This is a genomic window from Halobacillus dabanensis, from assembly GCF_900114165.1.
GTDB classification, from domain to species: Bacteria; Bacillota; Bacilli; order Bacillales; family Halobacillaceae; genus Halobacillus; species Halobacillus dabanensis.
Window position 1 is genome coordinate 163,391 of sequence record NZ_FOSB01000002.1, and the last position, 25,110, is coordinate 188,500.

General features: G+C 42.6%; 25 protein-coding genes and 1 tRNA gene. 1 reads left to right on the forward strand and 25 read right to left on the reverse strand.

The features are described from left to right. Positions 1-210: 210 nt before the first annotated feature. Positions 211-286: transfer RNA gene (locus BMZ58_RS04020), tRNA-Arg, on the reverse strand. 427 nt (positions 287-713) lie between these two features. Between BMZ58_RS04020 and clpP the strand changes: the two genes are divergently transcribed. Continuing rightward, on the forward strand, positions 714-1,304 hold the full coding sequence (clpP, locus tag BMZ58_RS04025) for an ATP-dependent Clp endopeptidase proteolytic subunit ClpP (RefSeq protein WP_075035277.1): 591 nt from the start codon (positions 714-716) through the stop codon (positions 1,302-1,304). Between the two features lie 100 nt (positions 1,305-1,404). Here clpP and BMZ58_RS04030 read toward each other — a convergent pair whose 3' ends face one another. The 24 genes from BMZ58_RS04030 to BMZ58_RS04145 form a co-directional block, all read right to left on the reverse strand. Beyond that, positions 1,405-1,659, reverse strand: coding sequence for an HPr family phosphocarrier protein (locus BMZ58_RS04030; RefSeq protein WP_075035278.1), 255 nt, complete (start codon positions 1,657-1,659; stop codon positions 1,405-1,407). A 130-nt stretch (positions 1,660-1,789) separates the two neighbouring features. Further along, positions 1,790-2,746, reverse strand: coding sequence for a DNA-binding protein WhiA (whiA, locus tag BMZ58_RS04035; RefSeq protein WP_075035279.1), 957 nt, complete (start codon positions 2,744-2,746; stop codon positions 1,790-1,792). A gap of 39 nt (positions 2,747-2,785) precedes the next feature. After that, complete coding sequence (locus BMZ58_RS04040; RefSeq protein ID WP_075035280.1) at positions 2,786-3,739, reverse strand: gluconeogenesis factor YvcK family protein; 954 nt, start codon at positions 3,737-3,739, stop codon at positions 2,786-2,788. Positions 3,740-3,742: 3 nt separating this feature from the next. Continuing rightward, a complete protein-coding gene (rapZ, locus tag BMZ58_RS04045) occupies positions 3,743-4,627 on the reverse strand; it encodes an RNase adapter RapZ (protein WP_075035281.1) in 885 nt (294 codons plus the stop codon). Between the two features lie 16 nt (positions 4,628-4,643). Beyond that, complete coding sequence (locus tag BMZ58_RS04050) at positions 4,644-5,111, reverse strand: 8-oxo-dGTP diphosphatase (protein ID WP_075035282.1); 468 nt, start codon at positions 5,109-5,111, stop codon at positions 4,644-4,646. A gap of 447 nt (positions 5,112-5,558) precedes the next feature. Continuing rightward, entirely contained in the window at positions 5,559-6,509 is a 951-nt protein-coding gene (trxB, locus tag BMZ58_RS04055; RefSeq protein WP_075035283.1) for a thioredoxin-disulfide reductase, read from the reverse strand. A 237-nt stretch (positions 6,510-6,746) separates the two neighbouring features. Further along, a complete protein-coding gene (locus tag BMZ58_RS04060) occupies positions 6,747-7,763 on the reverse strand; it encodes a tetratricopeptide repeat protein (RefSeq protein ID WP_075035284.1) in 1,017 nt (338 codons plus the stop codon). An 89-nt stretch (positions 7,764-7,852) separates the two neighbouring features. After that, positions 7,853-8,476, reverse strand: a complete 624-nt coding sequence (gene hisIE / locus BMZ58_RS04065; protein WP_075035285.1) for a bifunctional phosphoribosyl-AMP cyclohydrolase/phosphoribosyl-ATP diphosphatase HisIE — start codon at positions 8,474-8,476, stop codon at positions 7,853-7,855. Next, positions 8,473-9,231 (reverse strand): imidazole glycerol phosphate synthase subunit HisF, encoded by a 759-nt coding sequence (hisF, locus tag BMZ58_RS04070; RefSeq protein ID WP_075035286.1) that lies wholly within the window; start codon positions 9,229-9,231, stop codon positions 8,473-8,475. Before hisF ends, hisIE begins: the two co-directional genes overlap by 4 nt. After that, the gene (gene hisA / locus BMZ58_RS04075) at positions 9,231-9,962 is read right to left on the reverse strand and encodes a 1-(5-phosphoribosyl)-5-[(5-phosphoribosylamino)methylideneamino]imidazole-4-carboxamide isomerase (protein ID WP_075035287.1); all 732 of its coding nucleotides are present in this window, start codon (positions 9,960-9,962) and stop codon (positions 9,231-9,233) included. The genes hisF and hisA overlap by 1 nt, the downstream gene beginning before the upstream one ends. Positions 9,963-9,975: 13 nt before the next feature. Then, positions 9,976-10,605 carry an imidazole glycerol phosphate synthase subunit HisH gene (hisH, locus tag BMZ58_RS04080; protein ID WP_075035288.1) on the reverse strand — a complete coding sequence of 210 codons (630 nt, stop codon included), beginning with the start codon at positions 10,603-10,605 and terminating at the stop codon, positions 9,976-9,978. After that, on the reverse strand, positions 10,605-11,198 hold the full coding sequence (gene hisB, locus BMZ58_RS04085; RefSeq protein ID WP_075035289.1) for an imidazoleglycerol-phosphate dehydratase HisB: 594 nt from the start codon (positions 11,196-11,198) through the stop codon (positions 10,605-10,607). Before hisB ends, hisH begins: the two co-directional genes overlap by 1 nt. Next, positions 11,195-12,469 carry a histidinol dehydrogenase gene (gene hisD, locus BMZ58_RS04090; protein ID WP_075035290.1) on the reverse strand — a complete coding sequence of 425 codons (1,275 nt, stop codon included), beginning with the start codon at positions 12,467-12,469 and terminating at the stop codon, positions 11,195-11,197. Before hisD ends, hisB begins: the two co-directional genes overlap by 4 nt. Further along, positions 12,466-13,104: an ATP phosphoribosyltransferase gene (hisG, locus tag BMZ58_RS04095; RefSeq protein ID WP_075035291.1), complete on the reverse strand. Its 639-nt coding sequence runs from the start codon at positions 13,102-13,104 to the stop codon at positions 12,466-12,468. Before hisG ends, hisD begins: the two co-directional genes overlap by 4 nt. Further along, positions 13,097-14,281: an ATP phosphoribosyltransferase regulatory subunit gene (locus BMZ58_RS04100; protein ID WP_075035292.1), complete on the reverse strand. Its 1,185-nt coding sequence runs from the start codon at positions 14,279-14,281 to the stop codon at positions 13,097-13,099. The genes hisG and BMZ58_RS04100 overlap by 8 nt, the downstream gene beginning before the upstream one ends. A gap of 266 nt (positions 14,282-14,547) precedes the next feature. After that, complete coding sequence (locus BMZ58_RS04105; RefSeq protein WP_075035293.1) at positions 14,548-16,209, reverse strand: acyl-CoA dehydrogenase family protein; 1,662 nt, start codon at positions 16,207-16,209, stop codon at positions 14,548-14,550. A gap of 10 nt (positions 16,210-16,219) precedes the next feature. Next, positions 16,220-17,737 carry a class I adenylate-forming enzyme family protein gene (locus tag BMZ58_RS04110; RefSeq protein WP_075035294.1) on the reverse strand — a complete coding sequence of 506 codons (1,518 nt, stop codon included), beginning with the start codon at positions 17,735-17,737 and terminating at the stop codon, positions 16,220-16,222. Then, the gene (locus BMZ58_RS04115; protein WP_075035295.1) at positions 17,734-18,126 is read right to left on the reverse strand and encodes a MerR family transcriptional regulator; all 393 of its coding nucleotides are present in this window, start codon (positions 18,124-18,126) and stop codon (positions 17,734-17,736) included. Before BMZ58_RS04115 ends, BMZ58_RS04110 begins: the two co-directional genes overlap by 4 nt. 723 nt (positions 18,127-18,849) lie before the next feature. Further along, positions 18,850-19,668, reverse strand: a complete 819-nt coding sequence (locus BMZ58_RS04120) for a hypothetical protein (RefSeq protein ID WP_075035296.1) — start codon at positions 19,666-19,668, stop codon at positions 18,850-18,852. A 223-nt stretch (positions 19,669-19,891) separates the two neighbouring features. Continuing rightward, positions 19,892-20,863, reverse strand: coding sequence for a sugar kinase (locus tag BMZ58_RS04125; RefSeq protein ID WP_075035297.1), 972 nt, complete (start codon positions 20,861-20,863; stop codon positions 19,892-19,894). A gap of 31 nt (positions 20,864-20,894) precedes the next feature. Beyond that, entirely contained in the window at positions 20,895-21,536 is a 642-nt protein-coding gene (locus BMZ58_RS04130) for a bifunctional 4-hydroxy-2-oxoglutarate aldolase/2-dehydro-3-deoxy-phosphogluconate aldolase (RefSeq protein ID WP_075035298.1), read from the reverse strand. A 98-nt stretch (positions 21,537-21,634) separates the two neighbouring features. Continuing rightward, positions 21,635-22,399, reverse strand: coding sequence for an IclR family transcriptional regulator (locus tag BMZ58_RS04135; protein ID WP_075035299.1), 765 nt, complete (start codon positions 22,397-22,399; stop codon positions 21,635-21,637). 62 nt (positions 22,400-22,461) lie between these two features. Further along, positions 22,462-23,370 (reverse strand): dihydrodipicolinate synthase family protein, encoded by a 909-nt coding sequence (locus BMZ58_RS04140; protein ID WP_075035300.1) that lies wholly within the window; start codon positions 23,368-23,370, stop codon positions 22,462-22,464. Between the two features lie 13 nt (positions 23,371-23,383). Next, positions 23,384-24,382 carry a C-terminal binding protein gene (locus BMZ58_RS04145; protein ID WP_075035301.1) on the reverse strand — a complete coding sequence of 333 codons (999 nt, stop codon included), beginning with the start codon at positions 24,380-24,382 and terminating at the stop codon, positions 23,384-23,386. Between the last annotated feature and the right edge of the window lie 728 nt (positions 24,383-25,110).

Genomic DNA, 25,110 nt, shown 5'->3' on the forward strand with positions numbered 1-25,110 from the left:
CTATTTTTTCGCACAACAAAAAACCTCCCGATTTCTTATTTCTAAGAAAACGAGAGGCTTCGTAGTAGGTTGGTATGCGGTCGCTCGAACTCGACCAAAAACGGCTAGGACGGATTTGTTAGACCGTGTCTCTTCGCACAACCAACGGTGCGAAAAACGTTCAATAGTCCGTGTCTCTTTGCCGTCATACCAACGTTTATGAACTTATAGCGCGCCCGAGAGGATTCGAACCTCCGACAGACGTAGAACCGGAATCTACCGCTCTATCCAACTGAGCTACGGGCGCAAGTCGACATGCATTTAATATTATAAGGATAAAAACTCAAAAATGCAACCCATTTTTAAAAAGTTATCCTCCCACACTATTATCTCAGATTTCATGATTCAAAGATATGCTCTTGTACAATGTTTTATACACGCCTTCTTCCTAATACAAAGGATGATGGCAGCCCAGGTGTAATTCAAGGATTTTAATCTGTACGTTTATATAGGTAAAATAAGGGTATGATGGTAGAAGGAATTGCAATACATCAAAGAGAATACAATTAATAACCATTCATTATCCTACGGCATTAGAAGATCTAACAGGGTCAATTTTGTTGCTTGTCCAAGTGCAAAATATGCTCGACCTTTTTTGTTTGACCTTCACTGACCTTAAAGGTATGATGAATATATTCCATCATAATTAACTTGATGATAAGGAGGATTTTCAAATGAATTTAGTCCCAACAGTTATTGAACAAACAAACCGCGGAGAACGTGCATACGACATTTATTCCCGTTTACTTAAAGATCGGATTATTATGCTTGGAAGCCCGATCGATGATAACATCTCGAACTCTGTTGTAGCCCAGCTACTTTTCCTTGCTGCTGATGATCCAGATAAAGATATTTCTTTATACATCAACTCTCCAGGAGGGTCCATCACAGCTGGTATGGCTATTTACGATACAATGCAGTTCATTAAACCGAATGTATCTACAATCTGTACAGGAATGGCTGCTTCCATGGGTGCTTTCCTATTGAATGCAGGTGAGCCTGGTAAACGTTACGCACTACCAAACAGTGAAGTTATGATTCACCAACCACTGGGTGGAACACAAGGACAAGCTTCTGACATTGAAATTCATGCGAAGCGAATCATCAAAATGCGTGAGAAATTGAACAAAATACTCGCTGAACGTACAGGTCAGCCTCTAGAAGTAATCGAACGCGATACAGATCGCGATAACTTCATGTCTGCCCATGAAGCTGTGGATTACGGCTTAATTGATAAAGTCATGGAGAAAACATCCGATAAATAAGAACGAAAAAAGGCCGTTGTGGAGACCACAGCGGCCTTTTATTCGCGCTCATGAAATCGTTCCCTTATGAAGAACGTTCATTCATTCACATAAACACCTATTAAGATTCCTGGACAAATTCAGTCAACAACTTGATAGCTTCTTCTTCATCTGAACCATCTGCAATCAATTTGATTTCTTCATCCGTTCCGACAGCTAGACTCATCAATCCCATAATACTTTTTGCATTGACACGCTTTTCATCTTTCTCAATGAAGACATCAGCTGAAAACTTATTCGCTTCCTGCACAAACTGGGCAGCTGGTCTTGCTTGCAAGCCTGTCTCAAGCTCTATTTTTATATTCCTTTCAATCACCAGTCATTCTCCTCTCTACATATATCCTGCATCTTTTGAAAGCGGATTCAATCTTTAAGAAAAAGAACGCTCTCATTTAGAAAGCGTTTATAATTGTATTTCATTATAGCATGAAATGGTTAAGGAAACATTAATTTCTTGTATTTTCTGTAACTTCGCCTTTCCTTACTTTTTCAGCAAACTCATCAATCTTGCGCAACCTATGATTGATACCTGATTTACTAATCGCTGCCCCGGAAACATATTCACCGAGTTCTTTTAGGGAAACCTCTTGATGTTGCAACCTCAAGCTGGCAATTTCTTGTAATTTATCAGGTAATGCCTCCAATCCTACCGTGCGTTTAATGAACTTGATGTTTTCCACCTGACGGAAAGCAGCACCAATTGTTTTATTTAAATTAGCAGTCTCACAATTGACTAATCGATTAACTGAATTACGCATATCTCTGACTATACGTACATCCTCAAATTTAAAAAGAGCCTGGTGAGCACCGATATTACTAATTAACTCTGTAATTTTATCTGCTTCCTTCAGGTAGGTGATATACCCTTTCTTTCTGCTTAATGTCCGGGCATGCAATCCAAAGCTATTCATCAGCTCACACAACGCCTCGTTGTGTTCCTCATCAGAGGAATAAATCTCAAGGTGATAAGAGGATGTTTCCGGATTGTTGACAGATCCTCCAGCTAAAAAAGCTCCTCGCAAATACGCACGTTTGCAACAAGTGTCTTCCAGGTACTTCTTAGGAATTTCATGATTGATCGAGAATGGCCCTTTCAAAATTTCAAGATCCTCAAGGAGCACATTCGCTTTCTCTGTCATCCGTACAATGTAGACATTATTCTTCTTAAGACGCATCTTTTTCCGTACGAGCAGTTCTACCGGATAGGGATACAATTTTTTGATCAATGTGTATATTTCTCTTGCGATGGCCGCATTTTCTGTCTGAACGTCTAAAATATACTCTCTATTGGAAAGAGAAAAAGTACCATTCATCCGTACGAGTGCTGCCAATTCAGCTTCCATACAGCAAGTGTCAGCTTCCACATTGGTCAATTCTTTTTTTATCTCTGATGCAAATGACATGGATGTTCACCCCCCTTTATTCCACAAAACAAACGGCCCCTAGAGCATAGAATGCAATAGTTTCGCCAATTTATCTGTGTCATGTCGTAGCATAGACTTGCTATGGTCTATAATATCTTCTTCTATTACTTTTAAGCCCATGGATTTTATCCGTTCGATATCATATATAACAGGCTCTGCATTTTCTTCCGCATAAGCCTTCCTTACCCCTTGATCAATCGGCTTATTGTGTACAATCACAGACTGTAACACATCCTCACCAATATGGTCGAACAATGCCTGGATATGGTCCCCGGCTGTGTAACCAGATGTTTCGCCAGCTTGTGTCATTACATTACAAATATAAGTGACTTTCGCATTTGTATCCCTTAATGCCTGGCCAATTTCCGGTATGATAATGTTCGGTAAAATGCTTGTATACAGGCTGCCTGGAGAAATGACAATCAAGTCAGCCGTTTTAATAGCTTCGACAGCCTCTGGAAGTGGCTGAACTGGTGTCGGACTCACATACACCCTCTTGATCCTCTTATTTTGTTCAGGGATGCTTGACTCGCCTGTAACAATTGTACCGTCCTCCATTTCCGCATGAAGGTTCATGGAGTGGTTTGCAATGGGATAGATATTACCGCGCACATTCAACACCCGGGAAATTTCTTTAATTCCTTTATAGAAATCACCGGTCATAGATGCCATCGCAGCTAGTAGTAAGTTTCCCATAGAATGACCGGAAAGACCATTTCCACTAGCGAACCGGTGTTGGAAAAGTTCTAAAAGCATTGGTTCAGCATCCGATAAAGCGGCGACAACATTACGGATATCCCCCGGAGCGGGAATTGCCATCTCCGTTCGCAACCGGCCAGAGCTTCCCCCATCATCAGCAACTGTCACAATAGCTGACAGGTCGATCGGTAAGTTTTTTAGCCCGCGTAAAAGCACAGGCATCCCGGTCCCGCCACCAACGACGACGACACGCGGCTTGGTTTTATGATCCATCCATTACAAACCCTTTCTTTTATCGATATCTCTGTGGGTGACATGTGTAACAAAATCTGCAGAGAAATATTCGGATAAGTGCTCGGCTAGAGCTACAGAACGATGCTGTCCTCCTGTACAACCGATAGCAACGACAAGCTGACTTTTCCCTTCCCTTTTGTATTGAGGAAGCATGAATTGAAGCAAGTCCTTGAGTTTTTCAAGAAATTTTTGTGTATCCGTCCATTTGAACACGTAAGAAGACACTTCCGTATTCAAGCCTGTCAATGGACGCATATGTTCCACATAGTGTGGATTTGGTAAAAAACGCACATCAAACATTAGATCGGCATCAATCGGGACGCCATATTTAAAGCCGAAGGAAACCATCTGGACGGAAAAGACTTGCTGCTCTTTTTGACGATATGTTTCTATTATACGTTCTCTGAGATCTTTTGGTTTAAGGGAGGTCGTATCAATAATCGTCTGGGACCGTCCACGGAGCTCATCGAGCATTTTTCGTTCTCTGCGGATCCCCTCTAATGGTAGTCCTTCTTTCGCAAGCGGATGCGAACGTCTGGTCTCTTTATATCGAGAAACAAGCGACTGGTCTTCCGCATCCAGAAACAGAATATGTTCTTGCAGCCAGTCTTCTTTCCCCAGTCTGTCGAGAGAATCAAAAAGTGCTTCAAAAAATTCTCTGCCCCGCAGATCCATTACCAATGCGACGTTTTGAATGTTGTTGCTCGAATCTTTCATTAGTTCAAGGAACTTCGGTAACAAAGCCGGTGGCAAGTTATCGACACAAAAAAAACCGAGATCTTCAAAGCTTTGAACTGCCACGGTTTTTCCTGCTCCTGACATTCCTGTGATGATCACTAACTGAGTATCATTAGTATCTACCTGCATCTTTCATCGCTCCCCATTAGTCAGGTCGTGACGGATCCAAATCCTGATCGATCAATCGGAAATCCGTCGTATATACAAATGTTCCATACACTTGATCTTCATTATTCAAGATATGCTTGAAAATCTCCCGATCTCCCTCTGCCATCGGTTTCTGAAGAACTTCATCAACAGGGACCCATTCAAGCTCCCCCTCTTCACTTACATCAAGCAAGTCCCCGGAATAGCTACTGCTATAAAAAGTAAACATCATCCATTCTTGGGCGGTCATTTCTTCCTCGCGCATAATGAATGTAAAAGAACCCTTCAATTCAGGATTCTCAATGTGAAGACCTGTCTCCTCTCTGAATTCACGGACGACAGAATCCTTTATATTCTCTCCTGCTTCCATTTTACCACCAGGGGCTACATACCAGCCTCTTCGCGGTTTTTTCAACATTAATACAGAATTATTCACTTTCAGAATACAATTCGCTACACGTTGCATCGTTACGTCACCTCATTTTCTTTCTAGAGGGCATCTCTCCCCATTATACAATGAATACACAGCACGCTACAATATTATGTTCACACCCTCCTATAAAATGGCAATTGCTTAGAAGGGTAAGGTGCGAAGACTACAAGAGGAGAATGATACCCGATGTTCGATTAAGTCCTCAGAAAAGACAGTGTTTCTTTTTCTACCATGTAAAATCAACGAAGCAGTTCTTGTGTGCCAAAATCGGATGAGGCCTTTGCGGAAAGCGACTTTTTCCCGCCCCGCCACTCAAATAAAAGGTACGAAACTTGACCCTATACAACAAAAAAAGACACAGATGACGAGCACCTGTGCCTCATAGAGATTAATCTATTAAATGGGGGTCAATTAATTATAATCATCATAACAAAAAATTATTTCATATGTGTTACAGCTGAGTTAAGATGGTGTTTCTTTTTAATTGACGACCTTCAATTCCTCTAAGAGATTCTCAATATAGTGCTGAACGGATTGAGCGGCAATACTTCCATCTCCAGTAGCCGTTACAATCTGACGCAATTCTTTTTCACGTATGTCTCCGGCAGCAAATACACCGGGTACTTTTGTTTCCATATTTTCATCCGTTTCAATATACCCTTGTTCATTAGTGATTCCAAGGCTCTCGAAAGGGGTGCTTAATGGAATCATGCCAATATATATGAAGGTACCATTAGTATCAAAATTGTATTCTTCATCTTTTTTCTTATTGTAAAGAGTTACACTTCCGACTTTTCCATCTTTTTCATTAATGGATTTCACTTCTGTGTCCCAAATAAAGTCGATTTTTTCGTTATCGAACGCACGGTCCTGAAGAATTTTTTGAGCACGTAACTCATCACGACGGTGGACAATAGTTACTTTGCTCGCAAAGCGCGTCAAGTACACACCTTCTTCAACCGCCGAGTCTCCGCCACCGACGACGACAAGCTCTTTATCACGGAAGAAAGCGCCATCACATACCGCACAATAAGATACACCACGACCTCCCAGTTCTTTTTCCCCAGGCACACCAAGTTCTTTATACTGTGCTCCCGTTGTCACGATGACAGCACGAGCTTTATATTCCTTGTTTCCAGCCTTGACAGTTTTATACTCTTTTCCGTCCACAACTTCCTTGATATCACCATAAGCATATTCAGCACCAAATTTCTTTGCATGGTCGAACATCTTATTAGATAAATCCGGACCCAGAATACTCTCAAAACCAGGGTAGTTTTCTACGTCCTCTGTATTTGCCATCTGGCCACCTGGAATTCCTCGCTCAATCATCAAGGTATCCAAGTTTGCCCGAGACGTATAAACGGCAGCTGTCATCCCTGCAGGACCAGCTCCCGCAATAATTACATCATAAATCCGATCTTCACTCATCCATCTCAACTCCTTACGATTCCAATTGATCTCAGTTGCATTTTCATGTACATATCATAGTAAATCATACGAAAACCGTCCATTAATGTGCTTATAGAAAAGCGGAAGTGGCTCGTTCAGCCTCGACTAGCATAAGACAAGCGTTGCAGGGAAGTGGACTTCCTTCACGGAAACGATTGTCTTATGACCTCGAAAGGCTAGAACCTTAGAGGACAGAGACATTTCCTTACTCCGTCACTATTCTTGTTTCCAAGGTCCGCCTTCTTCTCCCATCTTCGGAAACTGTTTACATCCTTTTTCCCATAAATGCAATGCTTTCGAAGGGTTTCCTGTATGATAAACCGCTATACTATACCATTTATAATAAACTCTACGACGCACGACCTGTTTATCACGTAGCATACGGAAACGATCGACCGCTTCTTTATAATAACCTGCTCTCGAAAGTATCTCCGCTACAGCTAGTTTTTGCTGTTCATGCATTGGAAATACATTACGAAGGCGTTCAATATGGAAAGATGCTTTTTCAGACATTCCTTCTTGCAAATAAAAAGTAGCCAGATTAACGTGGCTATGGATATTAGATGGATCCTTTTCAAGATGAGCGTGTTCGCACTGAATGGCTTCATCCCTATCTCCGTTCATGAATAAGGCATAAGCGTATTTGTGCTTTGCTATTGTAAACTCTGGGAATAGTTGCATCATTTCTTCAAGAACACTTAACGCCTGATCCCACTCTTCTTGCTCTATATGGTAAAAGGCTGTTTCCTGATAAATAAGCAATTCATCCTCATCTTCAAATGCCCAATCATCATCTTCATCCTCTTCCTCAAGAGAATCCAACATATCTTTCAACTGTTTGGCCGCATCCTCAAACTCACCATCGCCCGGCTGTTCAAGATAGGTGTCCACATACTTTTTCGCATCACTAAGAAGACCAAGATGAGCGTAATTGTTCGCCATTAGATAATAACAATCCACGTATTCTTTGCCAAAGTCCGCCAATACCTCGGTGAGTACCTGGTTTGCGGCATGATAAGAGCCAACTTCTGTATAAACAACAGAAAGTTGGCATCGGTATAAGGCTTCATCGGGAGAGGCTTCGATCGCTTTCTTCAGCCACTTGACAGCAGCACTGAAACGACGCTTTTGGAAAGCCTGTATCCCATGAGAAAAATAAAATGAGCCTGTCGGTACAAATGGGATGATGTTCGTATCCTGTTGTGCTGTTGTCCCTTTAAGTGTAGTCGTCATGACTGTCCCCCTATTTCCGTATCAAATCTCACTAATTATGCAGTATAACACAAATAATGGACTAGAAATAGGAGAAAAATGTAATCCTTTTACGAATGACGTTCCTCCAGCACAGCTAAAACGTTATCCAGAGGCACTCCACGGTCCGTTAAAATCAGTAACAGATGGAACAGAAGGTCAGCAGATTCAAGAGCTATTTCTTCGGCATCATCATTTTTAGCTGCAATAATCACTTCTCCTGCCTCTTCACCGATTTTCTTCGCGATACGATCCACGCCTTCTTGGAAAAGCTGGGAGGTATAAGACCCTTCTGGCAATGTCGCTTTTCTCTCTGCTAAAACAGATTGCAGTTGATCTAGAATCTGATAGCGATTTTCCTTCGGAGTAGCGTCCGTTCCAGTCAGTGATTCCGAAAAACAGCTGTAATCCCCTTTATGACAGGCAGGCCCTGCTGGCACCACCTGAACAAGCAATGCATCCTGGTCACAATCATAACGAATGCTTTTCACTTCCTGTGTATTCCCTGATGTTTCCCCTTTATGCCAAAGTTCTTGACGGGAGCGACTGTAAAAAACAGTTTCACCGATATCCAGCGTCTTCTTCAGTGATTGTTTATTCATATACGCCAAAGTCAAAACAGCTTTGGATCGGGCGTCTTGAACGATGGCAGGAACGAGCCCTTGCTCATCAAATTTTATTTCTTCTATCTTCATCGGACAGGCACTCCTTTTTCCTTCAAGTAAGCTTTCACGTTTTGTACGGATGTTTCTTTATAGTGGAAGATGGAAGCAGCAAGCGCAGCATCCGCATCCACCTCTGTAAAGACTTCATGAAAATGTTCACTCGAACCTGCCCCGCCAGAAGCGATGACCGGGACACTTACGACTTCCTGCACGACTTTCAATAACGGAAGATCGAAACCAGTTTTTTCTCCATCCTGATTCATCGACGTAAGTAAAATTTCTCCCGCTCCAAGCTTAACGGCTTCTTTCGCCCAGTCGGTCACCAACCATTCAGTCGGAGTACGGCCACCATGAGTGAAAACGCGCCAATTACCAGCGTCCTCGTCGTACTTAGCATCAATGGCTACGACGATACATTGACTGCCAAAATAATCAGCCCCCTGTGTAATCAATTCCGGTCGCTGTACGGCTGAAGAATTTAAAGAAACTTTGTCCGCTCCGTTTCTCAGTGTCTCCTTAATATCTTCTAATGTACGGATGCCTCCCCCTACGGTAAATGGGATAGCAAGTTCCGAAGCGACGGACCTTACAACATCAATCATCGTTTTTTTCCCTTCATGACTGGCGGAAATGTCCAGGAAAACCAGCTCATCCGCCCCCTGCTCATCATATACTTTTGCAAGTTCGACAGGATCCCCTGCATCCCGGATATCAACAAATTGGATGCCTTTGACGACTCGTCCTTCTTTTACGTCGAGACATGGGATGATTCGCTTCGATAACATTAGCCCACCTCCACTTCGAGGGCTTCTTTTAACGTGAACTGTTTGGTATATAAAGCTTTTCCAACAATCGACCCAATCACGTGTTGATCTTTGTACTCCTTCAATTCCACAAGATCTTGCAAACCTTTGATTCCACCAGAGGCAATAACATCCACACCCGTTTCTTCTGCTAGACGGACGATTTCTTTTGTATTCGGACCAGAAAGCATTCCATCTTTAGCGATATCTGTATAAATGAATGTTGCTGCACCAGCTTCAGCCAGCTCTTTACCAAGGTCGACGGCTTTTACTTCGGATTGTTCCAGCCAGCCAGCTGTGGAAACATATCCATCACGAGCATCTAGACCAATGGCGATTTTGTCTCCATATTTCCGCAACAGTTCTTTAGTCGTTTCCAGATCGCGAACAGCAAGAGAGCCGATGATGACCCTGTCTACCCCCTGATCCAAATAAAAGCGCACATCTTCCTCTGAACGGATTCCCCCGCCAATTTGCACGCGGCAATCCAACTCATCTGCTACCTTCAATACATGTTCTGCATTTTGTTTCGATCCTTCTTTTGCTCCATCAAGATCCACCATATGAATCCAGGAGGCACCAGTATCCGCAAATCCCTTCGCCACCTCAAAAGGATTTTCCCCATAGATGGTTTCCTTGTCGAAATCTCCTTGCTCTAAGCGTACACATTTCCCATCACGCATATCGATCGCTGGATATATCGTAAAGCTCATTGATAAAAACTCCTCACTGTTTGCACATTACTTTACAGAAATTCTCTAATAATTGCATCCCGGCTCTTCCGCTCTTCTCCGGGTGGAACTGGCTAGCAACCAAATTCCCTTTGCCTATGACCGCTGGAACTTCCATATGATAATCAGACGTCGCATATAAAATGGAAGCATCCTCTGTTCTTACTACAAAGGAATGAACAAAATAAACATGATCATCCTTTACGTCTTTCATTAATGGCTGCTCAGGCTGATGGATTTTCAGTTGATTCCAGCCCATATGAGGAACTTTGTAGGAATTTCCATCTTCATCGATTCCAGGGAAACGAGAGATGGACCCTGGAAGAAGCCCTAGTCCGTCTGTCTCTCCACCTTCCTGGCTACTTTCAAACAAAAGCTGCATGCCCAGACAAATTCCATATACCGGAGCTCCTTCTGCGACTTTTTCTTTGATAAAACGAATGAATCCATGTTCACCAAGAGCTCTCATCGCATCCGGAAACGCACCTACTCCAGGAAGGATAAACCCATCACAACCTTCGAGATCTTTCGGACGATCTGCTATTTTATAATGTACGTCGATTCGTTCGAGCGCTTTAGAAACACTGAAAAGGTTTCCCATGCCGTAATCTATGATTCCTATCATTATAAACTTCCTTTCGTACTAGGGACTCCTTTGACGCGTGGATCGATTTGAGTCGCCTCATCCAGGGCTCGGGCCAACGCTTTGAACATTGCTTCAATAATATGATGGGTGTTATGCCCATGATGGAGGACGATATGTAAGTTCATCCGTGCCTCAACAGCAAGTTTCCAAAAAAACTCATGGACATTTTCTGTATCAAATGTACCGACACGGTCTTTCGGAAGCTCCGCTCGCCATTCCAAATGAGGACGGTCACTCAAATCAACGGCAACTGTCACGAGTGTTTCATCCATCGGCAAGGTCATCGATCCATATCGCTTCATTCCGAATTTATCTCCGATTGCCTGTCTAAGTGCCTGGCCAAGACAAATACCGATATCCTCGGTCAAGTGGTGATCATCCACCTCCACATCACCGTGTCCCTTTACAGATAAATCGAAAAGGCCATGTTTGGTAAAGAGCTCAAGCATATGGGAGAGAAAAGGAACTTGAACATCCAGGTCTGCTTTTCCTTCTCCATCAACTGAAAAATCAAGCTTAATCTCTGTTTCTCTTGTATTTCGTTCAATAGATGATGATCTAATTTCCGTCATTTCCATCGCTCCTTACGTGTCTCTACTGCGCGTGCATGTGCTTCGAGCCCTTCTAACCGGGCAAATCGGGCAATTTTGTCGACATTGTTCTCAAGCGCTTGTCTGCTGTAAGAGATGACGCTCGATTTTTTTGTGAAATCATCAACATTCAGAGGGCTTGAAAATCTTGCCGTACCATTTGTCGGAAGAACATGATTCGGTCCAGCAAAGTAATCACCTACTGGTTCACTACTATACGGTCCTAGGAAAATAGCTCCTGCATGCTTGATTTTCCCTAGTTCTTGAAAAGGATCTTCGGTTACAACTTCTAAATGCTCTGGCGCAATCTCATTAATCGTATCCACAGCCTCGTCCCATGTTTCGCAAAGAACGATCATTCCATAGTCTTCTACACTCTGCCTTGCAATATCAGCTCTCGGTAAACGGTCCAGTTGACTTTGAACTTCCTTTTGGACGGATTGTGCAAGGGGTTCACTGTTCGTCACAAGCACGCTGGAGGAGCGGGCATCATGCTCCGCTTGTGAGAGAAGATCGGCTGCTATTTCCGACGCACGAGCCGTTTCGTCAGCAAGGACCGCAATTTCACTTGGTCCGGCTATCATATCAATATCGACATCACCGAAAACCTCACGTTTAGCTAATGCTACAAAAACGTTACCTGGTCCAGTGATTTTATCGACGGCAGGGATCGTTTCCGTACCATAAGCCAAAGCGGCGATCGCTTGTGCGCCTCCTACTTTGTATACATCCTCTACACCTAAAATGTGTGCAGCAAGTAAAACACCATCGGGTACATTTCCATCCTCATCTGGCGGGGTGACCATGACGATTTTTTTCACTCCTGCAACTTGAGCAGGTATGACGTTCATAAACACAGAAGATGGATATGCTGCGGTTCCGCCTGGCACATAAACACCTGCTGCATCAATCGGTGTAATCTTCTGTCCGAGGATCGTTCCATCTTCAGAACTGTCGAACCAGGAGGTAGAGCGTTGTTTTTCATGAAAAGCGGTGATGTTTTTGGCAGCTTCCTTCAGAATTTCCACAAACTCTCCGTCAAGAGAATCATAAGCTTGCTCAAATTCCCCTTTTGTCACTTTCAAGGCATCAAGCTTGGCTTTATCGAAACGTTCCGTATACTCTTTCACAGCTTTGTCGCCCTGTTGTTTCACCTGGGCTATGATTTCCTGTACCGTTTTCCGCTGTTCTTCCGTGCCCTGGTCGACCGAACGTTTCAAAGATTTCAAGTCCGATTTATTGATGATCTTCATTGACGCTCTCCTTCCATGACTTCACTCAATTTCGCAACCATTTCTTCAATGTCGTTACTTTTCAGACGATAGCTGACCGGATTGACGATCAAGCGGGAAGTAATATCCGTAATTTTTTCATATTCAACGAGTCCATTTTCTTTCAACGTCCTACCGGTTGATACGATATCCACAATCCGGTCGGCCAACCCTATGAGCGGTGCAAGCTCAATGGAACCATTCAGAGGGATGATTTCGATTTGTTCTCCCTGCTCACGGAAATAATCGGAGGCAACTTTCGGATATTTGGTCGCGATTTTTGGTGCGATACGACTTAATGGTTGATCCGGAAGCCCTGCAACAGCTACATAACAAGGGCTGATTTTCAAATCGAGCACTTCATATACATCACGATCCTGTTCAAGCAAGACATCTTTCCCGGCGATGCCGATGTCTGCTGCTCCATATTCGACATAGGTGACAACATCCATCGGTTTAGCCATCATCACTCGAATGTTCTGTTCAGGAAATTCTAAAATCAATTTTCTTGATTCATCCAAGTCTGCACCTAGTTCATAACCTGCTTTTTGCATCAATACAGCCGCCTCTTCATAAATACGGCCCTTCGGCATAGCAATCGTCAATGGTTTACTCATTTCGCTCACCTCCGCCTTTGGTAAGATCAACTGTTTTCGTCAATTCCAGTTGAAAAGCTTTTACGTCTGGTATTTGATCTACATGTTGCAGCAGTACAGCGTAACCTTCGTCTCTGTACCGCTTCGCCTCTGCAATCCCTTTACTATAACTATCATCATCGACAATGATTCCCATCCGCTCGTCGCCATTTTCTTGTTCATTTAATGCTTCAACAAGACGTTCCAGGTGTATTGCAAATCCAGTTGCTGATGCCCCTAATTGAAACGTTGGCAATAAGGTGTCATAGCGGCCGCCATTACAAAGCATGGATCCTAAGTGAGGCGCATATCCCTCAAATAAAATCCCTGTGTAATAATCCATGTGACTGATCAAGTTCAGGTCGAAATGAATATATTTCTCCACCTCATACTGCTCTAACAGACGGTATAGTTGCTTAAGTTCATTGACCGCCTGCATACATGATTGATTCCGTGCAAGGGATCGACTGCTTTCAAAGATCTCTTTGCCACCTTTGATGCTTAGAAGTTTAAGAAGTGCAGCCTGTTTATCGCTAGAAATAGTAAGTTCTTTGACAGCTTCTCGATAGCCGACATAGTTTTTGCGATACAAGTAATTCAGTAAATTCTCAATGGTTTCTTCGTCGTCACCCAATAAATCATGGAAAAACGCTTTGACATACCCGATATGTCCGACAGTGATGACAAAGTCCTCCAAACCGGACTGCTTCAATGACTCCACGAGTAATGCGATAACTTCCGCATCCCCATAAGAAGAATGGTCACCAATCAGCTCTGTACCGACCTGTTCGAACTGAGCAGGCTTTCCACCTTCCGCTTGTTGGGCCCGAAAGACAGGCCCCTCATAGGCAAGACGAAGCGGAAATTCCGAATCCTTCAATTGAGAAGCGGCAACCCTTGCGATCGGTGCCGTTAAATCCGGACGTAAAACAAGTGTGTGTCCTTGCTGGTCCAACAATTTGAATAATTGCTGATCAAGTGTCGCACTCACTTTCCCTACCGTTTCGTGATATTCCATGATCGGCGTATCCATGAATGAATAACCGAAAGATAAAATACTGTCCGATAAATTTTTCCGTGCTTTCGATTTCTGGTTATAAAAAAAGGGAAGCGTATCTCGCATTCCCAGTGGTTTTTCGAACATTAGGCGTTTAACCAATGGAACCCATCCTTTCTCCAAATCCTTTAGCATGCTAATATGCTAACATGATAAAGATAGAGCGTCAATTAAGAATTATCTTACACCTGTTCCCTTCTTATCACAGCAGAAACCTGCCAACAAATACGTTGCAAAGCAGTTCTTTATAATATAGAGGAAGGTCCGTATACATGGATAAGCTCCATAGAATAAAGGTAGGGAGTGTTAAACCAGGGGAAAATCAAAAAAAGCCGAGCACACTCCTAAAAGTGTACTCGACTAACCCATCAAGCGAATGCTTTATCCAGATTCAAAATATCATTTGCATAACGAAGTGTGAGAGGATCGGCACTCGCTTTTTCCTTCTCGAAATTTTTATGGATGAACAGTTCTGCTACCTTTTGATACCTGCCGCCCTCTTCAGCCATTTCTAATGCTACAACTCCCTCATAAAGGAGAGCCATTTTTTCAGCCAAAGATTTACTATAGTAGGTTTGCACGTCAGGTGCTTGTTTCAATACATCTTCCACGTATATTAAGAAACTTAAGACGGCCTCTTTTACAAGTGCATGCTGATTGCCCTTTCTATCTATACCTTCTAAGCGATCATTCATATGAGTAATGAATAATTCGTGAGCTTGATATTTATTGAAAAGCTTCAACACTTCTAATCCGAGAATGTTGGCCGTCCCTTCCCAAACTGTCAGGACTTGAGCATCACGTAAGAGTCTTGGGGTAACAAAATCTTCAATATATCCATTGCCACCATGCATTTCAATTGCTTCATGAGTGAACGATACCGCTTGTTCTGCTGTCTCTTTTTTCATGATAGCGATACGAAGACGGTTAAGCACTTGTTCCTCATCCGTTGAATTCTCTGGTTCACGAGCAACTTTCTCAAACCCTTGAATCAAATCGAATACGGCTCTTGTTTCTACTTCTTGTTTTACACTCAGAGAAACAAGCGTATCTTTCACCATCGGGTATTGGATCAATGTATTGCCAAACGCATTCCTTTCCGCCGCATAATCCACTGCTTCATTTAGAGAACGACGCATTATTCCAATCGATGCAATCGCATTACAGACCCGGGAGAGATTCAACGCCTCCATCATATAATAGAACCCACGGTCCGCTTTTCCGACCATGTAGGCTTTTGCTCCGATAAACTCGACCTCAGCTGATGGGACCGCACGGACACCAAGCTTGTCTTTTAATCTGCGGATTTGAATCCCATTCAGTGTTCCGTCCTCCTTCCGCCACGGAACAAGAAAGAGGCTTAATCCCCTGGTCCCAGGCGGTGCTTCTTCCGTTCTGGCAAGGACCATTGCTACCCCGCAAGCACCGGCATTGCTGGCAAAATATTTTTCTCCATGAATCCGATAATGATCCCCCTCTTTAATCGCTTTCACTTCATTGGCCCCGACGTCCGATCCCCCTTGACGCTCTGTCAGAAAAGTCGCTCCTTCATACAGTTCTACCTCACCTGTAGATGATACATGGGGAAGGAACTTTTCTTTCAATTCACTACTCGCATAATGGTCTATCAGATAAGCAGTGGCCATCGTTAACGTCACCGGGCAGTAAAAACCAGGTTCTGCCTGTGAAAGCAAATATCCTTGGGCAAATGAATAGGTATAATCCCCTTTATGACCAAGGGAAGGGATATTCTTATGAAGATACCCGACGATTCCTTCTCCATACGTTTCTTCGATTGTCTTTTTATAGCCTTCATTGAGCCATACTTCTGAGATGTCATTGCCCATCTTGTCATATTTAATTAACTGTGGCTGTCCTTCACGATCGGTATGCCTCGCTCTCCGATCGATATCCCCCGCACACAGAGCCCCGAACTGACTAAGCTTTTCGTCTGCCCATTGGAAAAAACTCTCGTCCCACCTTGACTTCAATAGATGTTGCAGATTCTTATCTCTTTCATAAAAATTCATAAGGCCCCCCTTATACATGGCGCGCTTGTTCACGCAGACGGTGTTTCAACAACTTTCCAGTGGCATTTCTCGGAAGCTCTTTCACCTCTTCATATAATTTCGGAATTTTATAGCCAGCCATCTGCTTTTCTAAGTAAGTATGACACTCGGTTTCTAAATGGTTGATTTGGCCGGTTTGAACGATATAAGCTTTGACCGTTTCTCCCCAATCCGGATGGGGAACGCCGACTACGGCTACGTCTTCAATATGAGGGTGTTGTAATAATACCGTTTCGATTTCACGCGGGTAAACATTCACACCACCTGAGATGACCATGTCCTTTTTGCGGTCAATAACCCATAAAAAACCATCCTTATCCTTTACTCCCATATCTCCCGTAAGGAGCCATCCCTCTCTGAACGTATCCTTTGTTTTTTGCTCATCTTTATAATAGCCTTTCATGATTCCCTCACCCTTCAGAGCAATTTCCCCTACTTCTCCTTTTTCCACTTCTTTTCCCTGTTCATCAAGAATACAGAACTCACAATGAAGGGCGGCCCGTTTTCCAACACTTCCAGCTTTTTTATCATGTTCATTCGGAAGCAACAGTGTTCCACTTGGTCCTGCTTCTGTCAGCCCATATAAACAGCAAAGACTATCTGTCTTAAGTTGTTCTCTAACAAACTCCACTTCTGTTTTGGAGAGAGGGGCTCCCCCATAGGTCCAATATTTCACCCAACTCAAATCGGTCTCTGTCACTTTCGGATGCTTCGCTGCCATCAAATACGCAACAGGAGCACCGAAAAAGTGGGACACTTTCTCTTTAGCAACAAGTTCAAGCATCAAATCAGGAGTGAACATAGATGCAAGGACGTGGGTAGCTCCGACAAATGTTCCACCCGCTAAAAATAAATGCAGAGGCGCAGAATGACTGAGAGGCATAATGTGAAGCATCCGGCTTGATGGTTTCATTTCCAGTTCTACCGCCATCATCGAAGAGACGGTCAGAATGTTTTTATGGGTGAATATAACTCCCTTAGGTGCTCCTGTAGTTCCAGACGTATATAAAATCGAAGCTTCCTCATCTTCATGGGCATCATTGACCAGTTCTGTCGGTTCTTCTTTTTCCATTATTTCTGCAAAAGCATGCCAGCGTTGTTCAGGAGCACCGGTCTTAATGAACGTTCCACTTTTTTCATCGGCAAGCTGGCTCACTTGTTCAAAAACAAGCTCATGGGTCAGCAATACGGATGCATCACTGTGCTCATAAATATAGGAAACTTCGTTAGCTACAAGTCTGGCATTGATCGGAACGGCAATCGCCCCTAAACGGTGAATGGCAAAATAACTGATGACAAATTCTTTTGTATTCGGCATATGGATGACGACTTTTTCGCCCGCCTGGACCCCTAAACGCATCATAGCTCTCGCAAACTGGTTGACCTTGTCATTCCACTCTGCATAAGTCAGACGTTCATCAAGGGTGACAACTCCCTCTTTTTCCGGATATTTACGAGATTGATAAGCTAACAGTTCAGAAAGATTCATCGCATATCTCCTCTCCGTTCTTTTAATTCTTTTTCGAACTTGTCCAACCACTGCTCCATCTCCGCTTTCAACTTCACCAGCTCCTCAATCCGGATCTCCACCTCCCTCATTTTCCCCTTCCCATAGTCCAGTGTGCGCTCCAGTTGCCTGACTCCTGAAGGGTCCTGATCGAAAAGGTGGATCATCTCTTTAATCTCCTCCAGTTGGAAGCCGTACTTCTTTCCGCGAAAAACAAGACCTAACCGAGTCAGGTCTTTCGACGAGAATAAGCGCCGGCCACCAGTGTTTCGTTGTGGGTGAATCAGACCGAGCTCTTCATAATACCGGATGGTTCTCTGCGTCACCTGAAATTGGTCTGCCACTTGCTGTATCGTTAAATGTTCTGTCATCCGATCCCCTCACATTGAACGAATATTCTAACAATTTAACTATACCATTTACGTTAACGTAAAGTTCAACTGTATTTTATTGGAAATAAATACGACAATGTTATTGCACTATATGGCAGTATTCCGGAAGACTCGATTTCGAGACTTTTATTGCGAATAAGGGTCGGCGGGGGATAAGTCGCTTTCCGCGGGGAAGACGGCAAGCCTCCTCGGTCACTTCATGACCTGCGGGGTCTCGCCAGTCTATCCTTTCCCGCAGGAGTCTCCTCATCCCCCACCTCCCCTTTGCCATATCAGTGTCTCAAAACCACTTCTAGTGAACACTGCTTGTATGCTCAAGGGAAGGGGATAATATAAAGCGCCTCAATGGCCATTCCAAGAGTGGAAGCTTGATATAGAGCGCTTTATATCTGCTTAAGAATGAGGAGGGGACGTCCCATCTTGGTAGAGGGGTTCGTTTCTCACTTCCATCGGATGGGGTGGTTGGGAAGCTGGGTGACTCCCGTGGGAGAAGGAGATAGGCGAGATCACGTAGGACGCAGTCCGAGGAAGCTCGGCGCTCCCCCACAGGAAAGCGAGTAGCTTCCCAAACACCCCTGACTCCTAATATGGCAAACGAATCCCCGGATTATCTGGAAACTGAGTCTTCAAGAATAGGGAGCTTTAGTTGAGTAGGTGGTAAGGAAGGAGAAAACGCCATTTCCGTTTGATGGGAAATGGCGTTTAACGTTCACGAGAATGGAGTAAGAATAAGAAAGCGAGCAACGAAGATGGAATATCATCACGAATCTTCCACTCAATCAAATAACCAGGCATCCGTTCGAAACGATCGGCAGCCTCTGTCGGGATCGCCCCACGTTTAATAACCGCCCATACCTCGCCTTTTGAATCCTTAACAGTAAAATGACCGATAAACTCGTCACCTTCTGCACTCCACCGACATTGATCTGATTCTATATAACGGGTGATCCGCTTACCTGTTGTTTTGTTTTTAGTATCTTTTGTATAGGCGACATACGCTCCATCTTTATGCTGGATGTATCCTCTCCATTTGAATCCGCCCTTTTTTTCGATGCGATAGAGGCTTTCACCATCCTGATTTGTAAAAGTAAATCCAGCAGGTCTCAATTGATCATAGGAAAATAATGCGGTAAACATCGTAAACAATTTATGTTTCCACTGCATTTGTTCATGAATCTCTCCATAACTTTCCCCGTCCATATCAAAAAGCCCGGCTTGAAAAGACTTGATCGGTTTCTGTCCCATATACATTCTTGCCGGCACTCTGTCTAACACCTCTTGCGTTCGATCCTGCTCCAAGTCCAGTGTTGTTTTTGATTTTTGTAAATCATCATATCCTGTCTTCAATAGGCCAATGCCCGTAATGGCAAAAACCGCAAAATAAACAATGGAAATGATAAAGCTGCCAGGAATGAACGTGACTATTCCCATAAAGAATACTAAAGAGATGAGAGACAATAACCCTCCGGCCAGCAATTGTCTTTTAGTATCTTGATATATCATTTGTTGAACAAGCGACATCGATCTTCCTCCTTCTAACAGAAGCTTTTATATAGATACGGATATACCAACTAAAAGTTTCAGCAAGTCAAGGACTATTTTTGAAGATTACACGACAGGAAACGGATCAACTTCCTCTTAGAAGACGGGGAGCACTCTTGCAGGAAGACGATTTTGGGGAAAAAGTAGTTCTAAACTAAAGAATCACCCTTCTACATAAAGAAGAGTGATTCTCCTAATCGATTTATCGTTCCACATCACGAGCTATACCATCAGTGGATACATAGGCATCAACCTGAGCTTTTGTAGGTAAACCCTCAATATCTCCGTTCACCTGTACAATCATGGCACCAATAGCATTCGCACGTTTCACTGCACTTTCCATGTCCTCATCGTTCAGCACTCCGCTTATTATCCCAGCTGCAAATCCATCACCAGCACCTACTGGATCCATGATTTCATCAACCTGATAACCAGATACATAGGCTGATTTATATTTATTTTGGTAATAAGCCCCCTTACTTCCGAGCTTAATTACAATTGTTTTATCTGTGTTGCCAATCAGGGATTCTGCTATTTCTTCAGGTTCGGTCTTTCCTGTCAGGAACTCTGCCTCATCCAGTCCTGGTAAAATAACGTCCGACTGCTCAGCCATTTGAAGCATAACCTCTCTTGCTTCCTCATAACTATCCCATAACTTATATCTGATATTGGGATCGAAGACAATTTTCAGGCCATGCTTTTTAGCGATTTTGATTGCATGAAAAACTGCCTGTTTACATGTTTCACTTAAGGCTGGTGTAATCCCGGTCAAATGCAGTACCCTTGCGTTTGAGATATAATCCTCATCAATATCGTCAGGGCCTAGTAAACTGGCAGCCGAATGTTTACGGTAATAATAGATGTTTAAGTTTTTTGCAGATAACTTTTCTTTAAAAAACACAGCGGTTGGTGCTTGATCCGTATATAAACACGCATGTGTATCGACACCTTCTCCACGAACAAAATTATGGATATAACGTCCAAAAGGGTCCTCTCCTAACATACTGAACCATCCGACATCATGACCTAACCGTTTTAACCCAATGGATAAATTGGATTCTGCTCCCCCTATTTGTTTATTAAACTGGTGAACATATTCTAATGGAAGAGATTGATTCCCTGTGAATAGCACCATCGTCTCTCCGAAAGTAACAACATCCAATCGTTTATTCATATATATCTTCCTTTCGTTGTGCATTTCTTTATTAACGGTTTCTCGCTGTTTTTACGGCATCAACGAATAGTGAAGCATTGTTGATCAAGTTCTTAAAATAAGCCTCATCCATTTCTACTTTTGTATTCACAAGTGAACTCCCTATCCCTGCAGCTATACCACCGTGTTTGATATATTCTTCAATATTATCAAGATCAATACCACCTGTTGGCATAAGCGGAATTTGTGGAAGGGGGCCATGCACATCTTTAAGATATTTTGGACCAAATACATTAGCAGGGAAAACTTTGACCACATCAGCCCCACTTTCATAAGCCTTTAATATTTCAGTCGGAGTTAACGCTCCTGGGATACTAATGACCCCGTAACGTTTTGTTAGTTTAATTGTTTCTTCATCTACTGTCGGTGAAAAAATGAATTTTGCCCCCGCCATAATAGCTGCTCTTGCTGTTTCAGAGTCTAACACTGTTCCAGCTCCGACAATCAAGTCATCACCATATTCCTCGGAAACTTTTTCGATGAGGGATAATACTTTTGGTGTTTCCACCGTGATCTCCAGTGTTTTTACCCCGCCTTCATATAAAGCTTGAGCAATAGGTAATATATTTTCGGGCTTCGCACCGCGAATAATGGCAACAATGCCGTTTTCTTTAATCTGACTTAATAAATCCATCTATTACACCTCAGTTAATAAATTTATTGTTGTTCCAAATGACGAAATCTTGTTCCATTAATCAGAGATAAAAGAGTCAGACACTCTATTTACCAGGATTAAAATTGTATATTACCCATATCTCTAGAACATAATTGGGCAGCATTTAAAAGTTGTGGTATTAACTCCTTCTCCACTCGTTCCTTTGTTATACGAGAGGTTGGACCAGCAATACTGATCGATGCTATCACTTTTCCAGTATGATCTCTTACAGGAGCTGCCACACACCGCATCCCCTCTTCATGTTCCAGTTCATCCAGGGCAAACCCTTGTTTTCGAATTTGTTTTAAATTTTCCAAAAGGGTATCTCTATCTGTAATCGTGCTCTCTGTATAAGAAGGTAATCCTTGACGTTCAATAATTGAATCGATTTCTTTTTTATCCATTTCGGACATTAAGACTTTACCTACCCCTGTACAGTGCATGAGTGCCTGCTTCCCAATCCGAGAATACATGCGAATCGTGTGGTTACTTTCAACTTTATCAATATAAATCACATGATCTCGTTCTTGTATACACAGGTGGACCACTTCATCTGTCTTATTTCCTAAAGCTTCAATGTGTTTCCGAACCACATTTCGAATATCCAGATTTTCAAGTACGAAATTAGACAGTGCTACGACTTTCATCCCTAATGAATATTTGTCCGTTTCACTATTTTGAACGATATACCCTCTCTGTACCAGGGTGGATATCAAACGATGGACTGTACTTTTGGCCAGACTAAGACGATAAGACAGCTCTGTAATACTCAACCCTCTTTGTTCGTTGGCCAGTATTTCTAAAATAGATAAGGAGCGATCTACTGATTGAACATTAGACATTCACACCCCTCCTTTTTTGTTCGCGTTATTTAACGGATGGAGCCTGTTAGCGGTTAAGAAACTTACAACAAGGAAGCTCTTTGTAAAATGGACTTTAATTGCTCTTTCTTCTCCGCACTTAATGGACGAGCAGGTGCTTTAACATGGGTAGGTATATCCATACCTCTCATCTTGGTCGCTTCCTTGATCACATTTACAAACGGAGAGTCTAATTTATACATCAGTGGTAAGTATGCTAATTGCTGATGTAATTCAACAGCTTTACCATAATTCTGCTTCAGAAATGCTTGGTAGATTCCTACAGTTAATTCTGGTGCAAAGTTTCCACTGGCTGAAATCGCACCATCACCCCCAAGCGATAATGTATTAAGCAAGTGATCATCAAATCCTGCCAGAACAGCAAAATCGTTTCGTTTGGATTTTACATTTAAAATGATTTCGCGAATATGCCCAGCTGTATCCACAGTATCTTTAACCCCTACAATATTCGGATATTTAGTAGCTAACTGTAAAATCAATTCAGGTGTTAATTCTTGGCCGGTAAGGTTAGGAAAATTATATAAGATAATGGGAATGTCAACGCTTTCAGCAATATCACTGTAATGTTGAAAGAGATTCTCTTCCGTTAAAGGCCAATAATATGGGTTGACGATGACAACACCATCAGCCCCCACCTCTTTACTGTGTTGAGTGAGGTCAATAACCTCGCTCGTACTGGTACTCCCAGTCCCAATTAACACAGGCACACGTCCATCTACATAACTTGTGACAAATTCAGCTGTTTCTTTCCTTTCCTCCACTGACATTTGGCTGAACTCTCCACCACTTCCAAGGAAAAACAGCCCATCTACATCAGCATCAACTAAAAAGTCGATCAACCTCCCCATACCTTCACGATTCAGCTGTCCGTTTTCATGGAAGATCGTTGAGACAGGGGGGATGATCCCTTTAAACATAGGTTCTGGATTCATATTTTGCACACTCCTACTCTGCTTTCTCTTTTAAACTCACTTTTCCTTTTACATCTTGATTTACGAGGTATGCAGGATAATATCCAGATAAAACATCTGCTACATTTTCAGCTGTTTTCCGTTGAAGTTCCTCTCCAGCTTCCTCTGAGTACCAGGCGATATGAGGGGTGAGAACAACATTATCCATCGTCAGAAGAGGATTGTCCTGAGAAATAGGTTCTTCTTCCACAACATCAAGAGCTGCTCCGGCAATTTTCCCTTCTTTCAGAGCGCGAATGAGAGCTTGTTCATCAATGACTGGCCCACGTGCTGTATTAATAATGAATGCCTTCTCTTTCATATGATTGAATTGCTCATCACTTATCAAGCCTGTGGTACTTTCAATAAGGGGGGCATGGACAGAAACATAATCAGCTATTTCGCAAAGCTGGTTTAATTCCATCAACTCAACATTTAATTCTTTTGCTACTTCTTGCGGAACAAATGGATCATAGGCTACAACTTGAAAGCCAAAAGCCTGGGCTTTTTCAGCTAACATTTGTGGTATTTTACCAAATCCGACTAACCCTAAGACACTTCCCCTTAAGCGGTAAATGGGCATCCCAACTTTAAAATCCCAATTACCATTCTTAACTTCCTGATTTAGGCGACCAACTTTTCTAGCACAAGCCATCAATAAAGCAAAGGCATGATCTGACACTTCATCCATGCAGTAATCTGTTACATTGCCCACTATGATTCCTTTTTCAGATGCAGCTTCAAGGTCCACTGTATTAACCCCTACCCCATAGCGTGAAATCACTTTACAATTTTCAAGGTTTTCAATTACTTTGCGTGATATGGGTGCATATTGGTTTAATAAAGCATCAGCATCTTTACAAGCTTCTATAACCTCTTCTTCTGTTCGACATTGAGCAGGAACAAACTCAACATCCATGTTTTCAAATACTCTACGTTCTTGATCAAGGTTCGGATATTCGTAATCAGTAACAACAACTTTAAACTTTTTCAAAACACTACACTCCTATCTGTTCATTCGTTGGCTTTCTTTACCTTTTTTAAATATTCATACATATATCAAGAAAACTCATTGACAGGTTTTCCATAGAAAAAATCCATGAAATCTGATAAGTTTCGCAGCCGTTTGTAATCATGTTCATTCGACTTGTTTCTTTAAACTAAAATAAAGTTTTGGATCGGCGGGGTCCGTCATCATGTAGTTCCAAAACGGACCCCAACGTATAAAACGCTTTCAATTCCTGTCGTTTCTATCCCTATTTCATCTAGTGTTGATACGCTATATAGAACTTCTTTTATGTATCCCCTTTCATATTTTGCTTTTAAAATATGCATTTACTAAGCTCTATCTCACCTCGTTCCGCATTGCGGAATGTTGTTCCGGTAACGCTTTCATAATGAGAGATTATCTTATTTTTGCTTAAGAGTCAATTATTTTTATAAAATTCGAAAACATAACCTCCAATGTCGGATAGTCTCAGCAACTGTCGTGACCATGCAGGATTACCTCTTTCTTTGGGCATATAAGAGGCAATATCGACCTTAAAAAAATACTAAAGGCCGGGCAGGGGATTTGGAAGGATATAGTGGGGTTACAATCCAGTCAACATTATTGTCTCTCACAAAAAAGGACCCCAGTACAATATCGGGGTCCTCTATGCTCCCTAGCACAGTCCATTTATATGGAAGCAGCTCACCAGGGAAGTGTTTTGTTGTCGAGAC

Coding starts and splice junctions, on each gene's coding strand:
- trxB (WP_075035283.1), bottom strand. CDS start 6,509: ATGAGTGAAGATCGGATTTATGATGTAATTATTGCGGGAGCTGGTCCT.
- BMZ58_RS04110 (WP_075035294.1), bottom strand. CDS start 17,737: ATGAATCTTTCTGAACTGTTAGCTTATCAATCTCGTAAATATCCGGAA.
- BMZ58_RS04140 (WP_075035300.1), bottom strand. CDS start 23,370: ATGAATCCAGAACCTATGTTTAAAGGGATCATCCCCCCTGTCTCAACG.
- BMZ58_RS04135 (WP_075035299.1), bottom strand. CDS start 22,399: ATGTCTAATGTTCAATCAGTAGATCGCTCCTTATCTATTTTAGAAATA.
- BMZ58_RS04105 (WP_075035293.1), bottom strand. CDS start 16,209: ATGAATTTTTATGAAAGAGATAAGAATCTGCAACATCTATTGAAGTCA.
- hisF (WP_075035286.1), bottom strand. CDS start 9,231: ATGTTATCGAAGCGAATCATCCCATGTCTCGACGTAAAAGAAGGACGA.
- hisD (WP_075035290.1), bottom strand. CDS start 12,469: ATGAAGATCATCAATAAATCGGACTTGAAATCTTTGAAACGTTCGGTC.
- BMZ58_RS04115 (WP_075035295.1), bottom strand. CDS start 18,126: ATGACAGAACATTTAACGATACAGCAAGTGGCAGACCAATTTCAGGTG.
- hisA (WP_075035287.1), bottom strand. CDS start 9,962: ATGAGCTTTACGATATATCCAGCGATCGATATGCGTGATGGGAAATGT.
- hisIE (WP_075035285.1), bottom strand. CDS start 8,476: ATGAAGATAGAAGAAATAAAATTTGATGAGCAAGGGCTCGTTCCTGCC.
- BMZ58_RS04060 (WP_075035284.1), bottom strand. CDS start 7,763: ATGACGACTACACTTAAAGGGACAACAGCACAACAGGATACGAACATC.
- hisB (WP_075035289.1), bottom strand. CDS start 11,198: ATGACGGAAATTAGATCATCATCTATTGAACGAAATACAAGAGAAACA.
- BMZ58_RS04125 (WP_075035297.1), bottom strand. CDS start 20,863: ATGAATAAACGATTGGATGTTGTTACTTTCGGAGAGACGATGGTGCTA.
- whiA (WP_075035279.1), bottom strand. CDS start 2,746: ATGTCATTTGCATCAGAGATAAAAAAAGAATTGACCAATGTGGAAGCT.
- clpP (WP_075035277.1), top strand. CDS start 714: ATGAATTTAGTCCCAACAGTTATTGAACAAACAAACCGCGGAGAACGT.
- hisG (WP_075035291.1), bottom strand. CDS start 13,104: ATGAGTAAACCATTGACGATTGCTATGCCGAAGGGCCGTATTTATGAA.
- BMZ58_RS04120 (WP_075035296.1), bottom strand. CDS start 19,668: ATGTCGCTTGTTCAACAAATGATATATCAAGATACTAAAAGACAATTG.
- rapZ (WP_075035281.1), bottom strand. CDS start 4,627: ATGCAGGTAGATACTAATGATACTCAGTTAGTGATCATCACAGGAATG.
- BMZ58_RS04130 (WP_075035298.1), bottom strand. CDS start 21,536: ATGGATTTATTAAGTCAGATTAAAGAAAACGGCATTGTTGCCATTATT.
- BMZ58_RS04040 (WP_075035280.1), bottom strand. CDS start 3,739: ATGGATCATAAAACCAAGCCGCGTGTCGTCGTCGTTGGTGGCGGGACC.
- hisH (WP_075035288.1), bottom strand. CDS start 10,605: ATGATAGGAATCATAGATTACGGCATGGGAAACCTTTTCAGTGTTTCT.
- BMZ58_RS04050 (WP_075035282.1), bottom strand. CDS start 5,111: ATGCAACGTGTAGCGAATTGTATTCTGAAAGTGAATAATTCTGTATTA.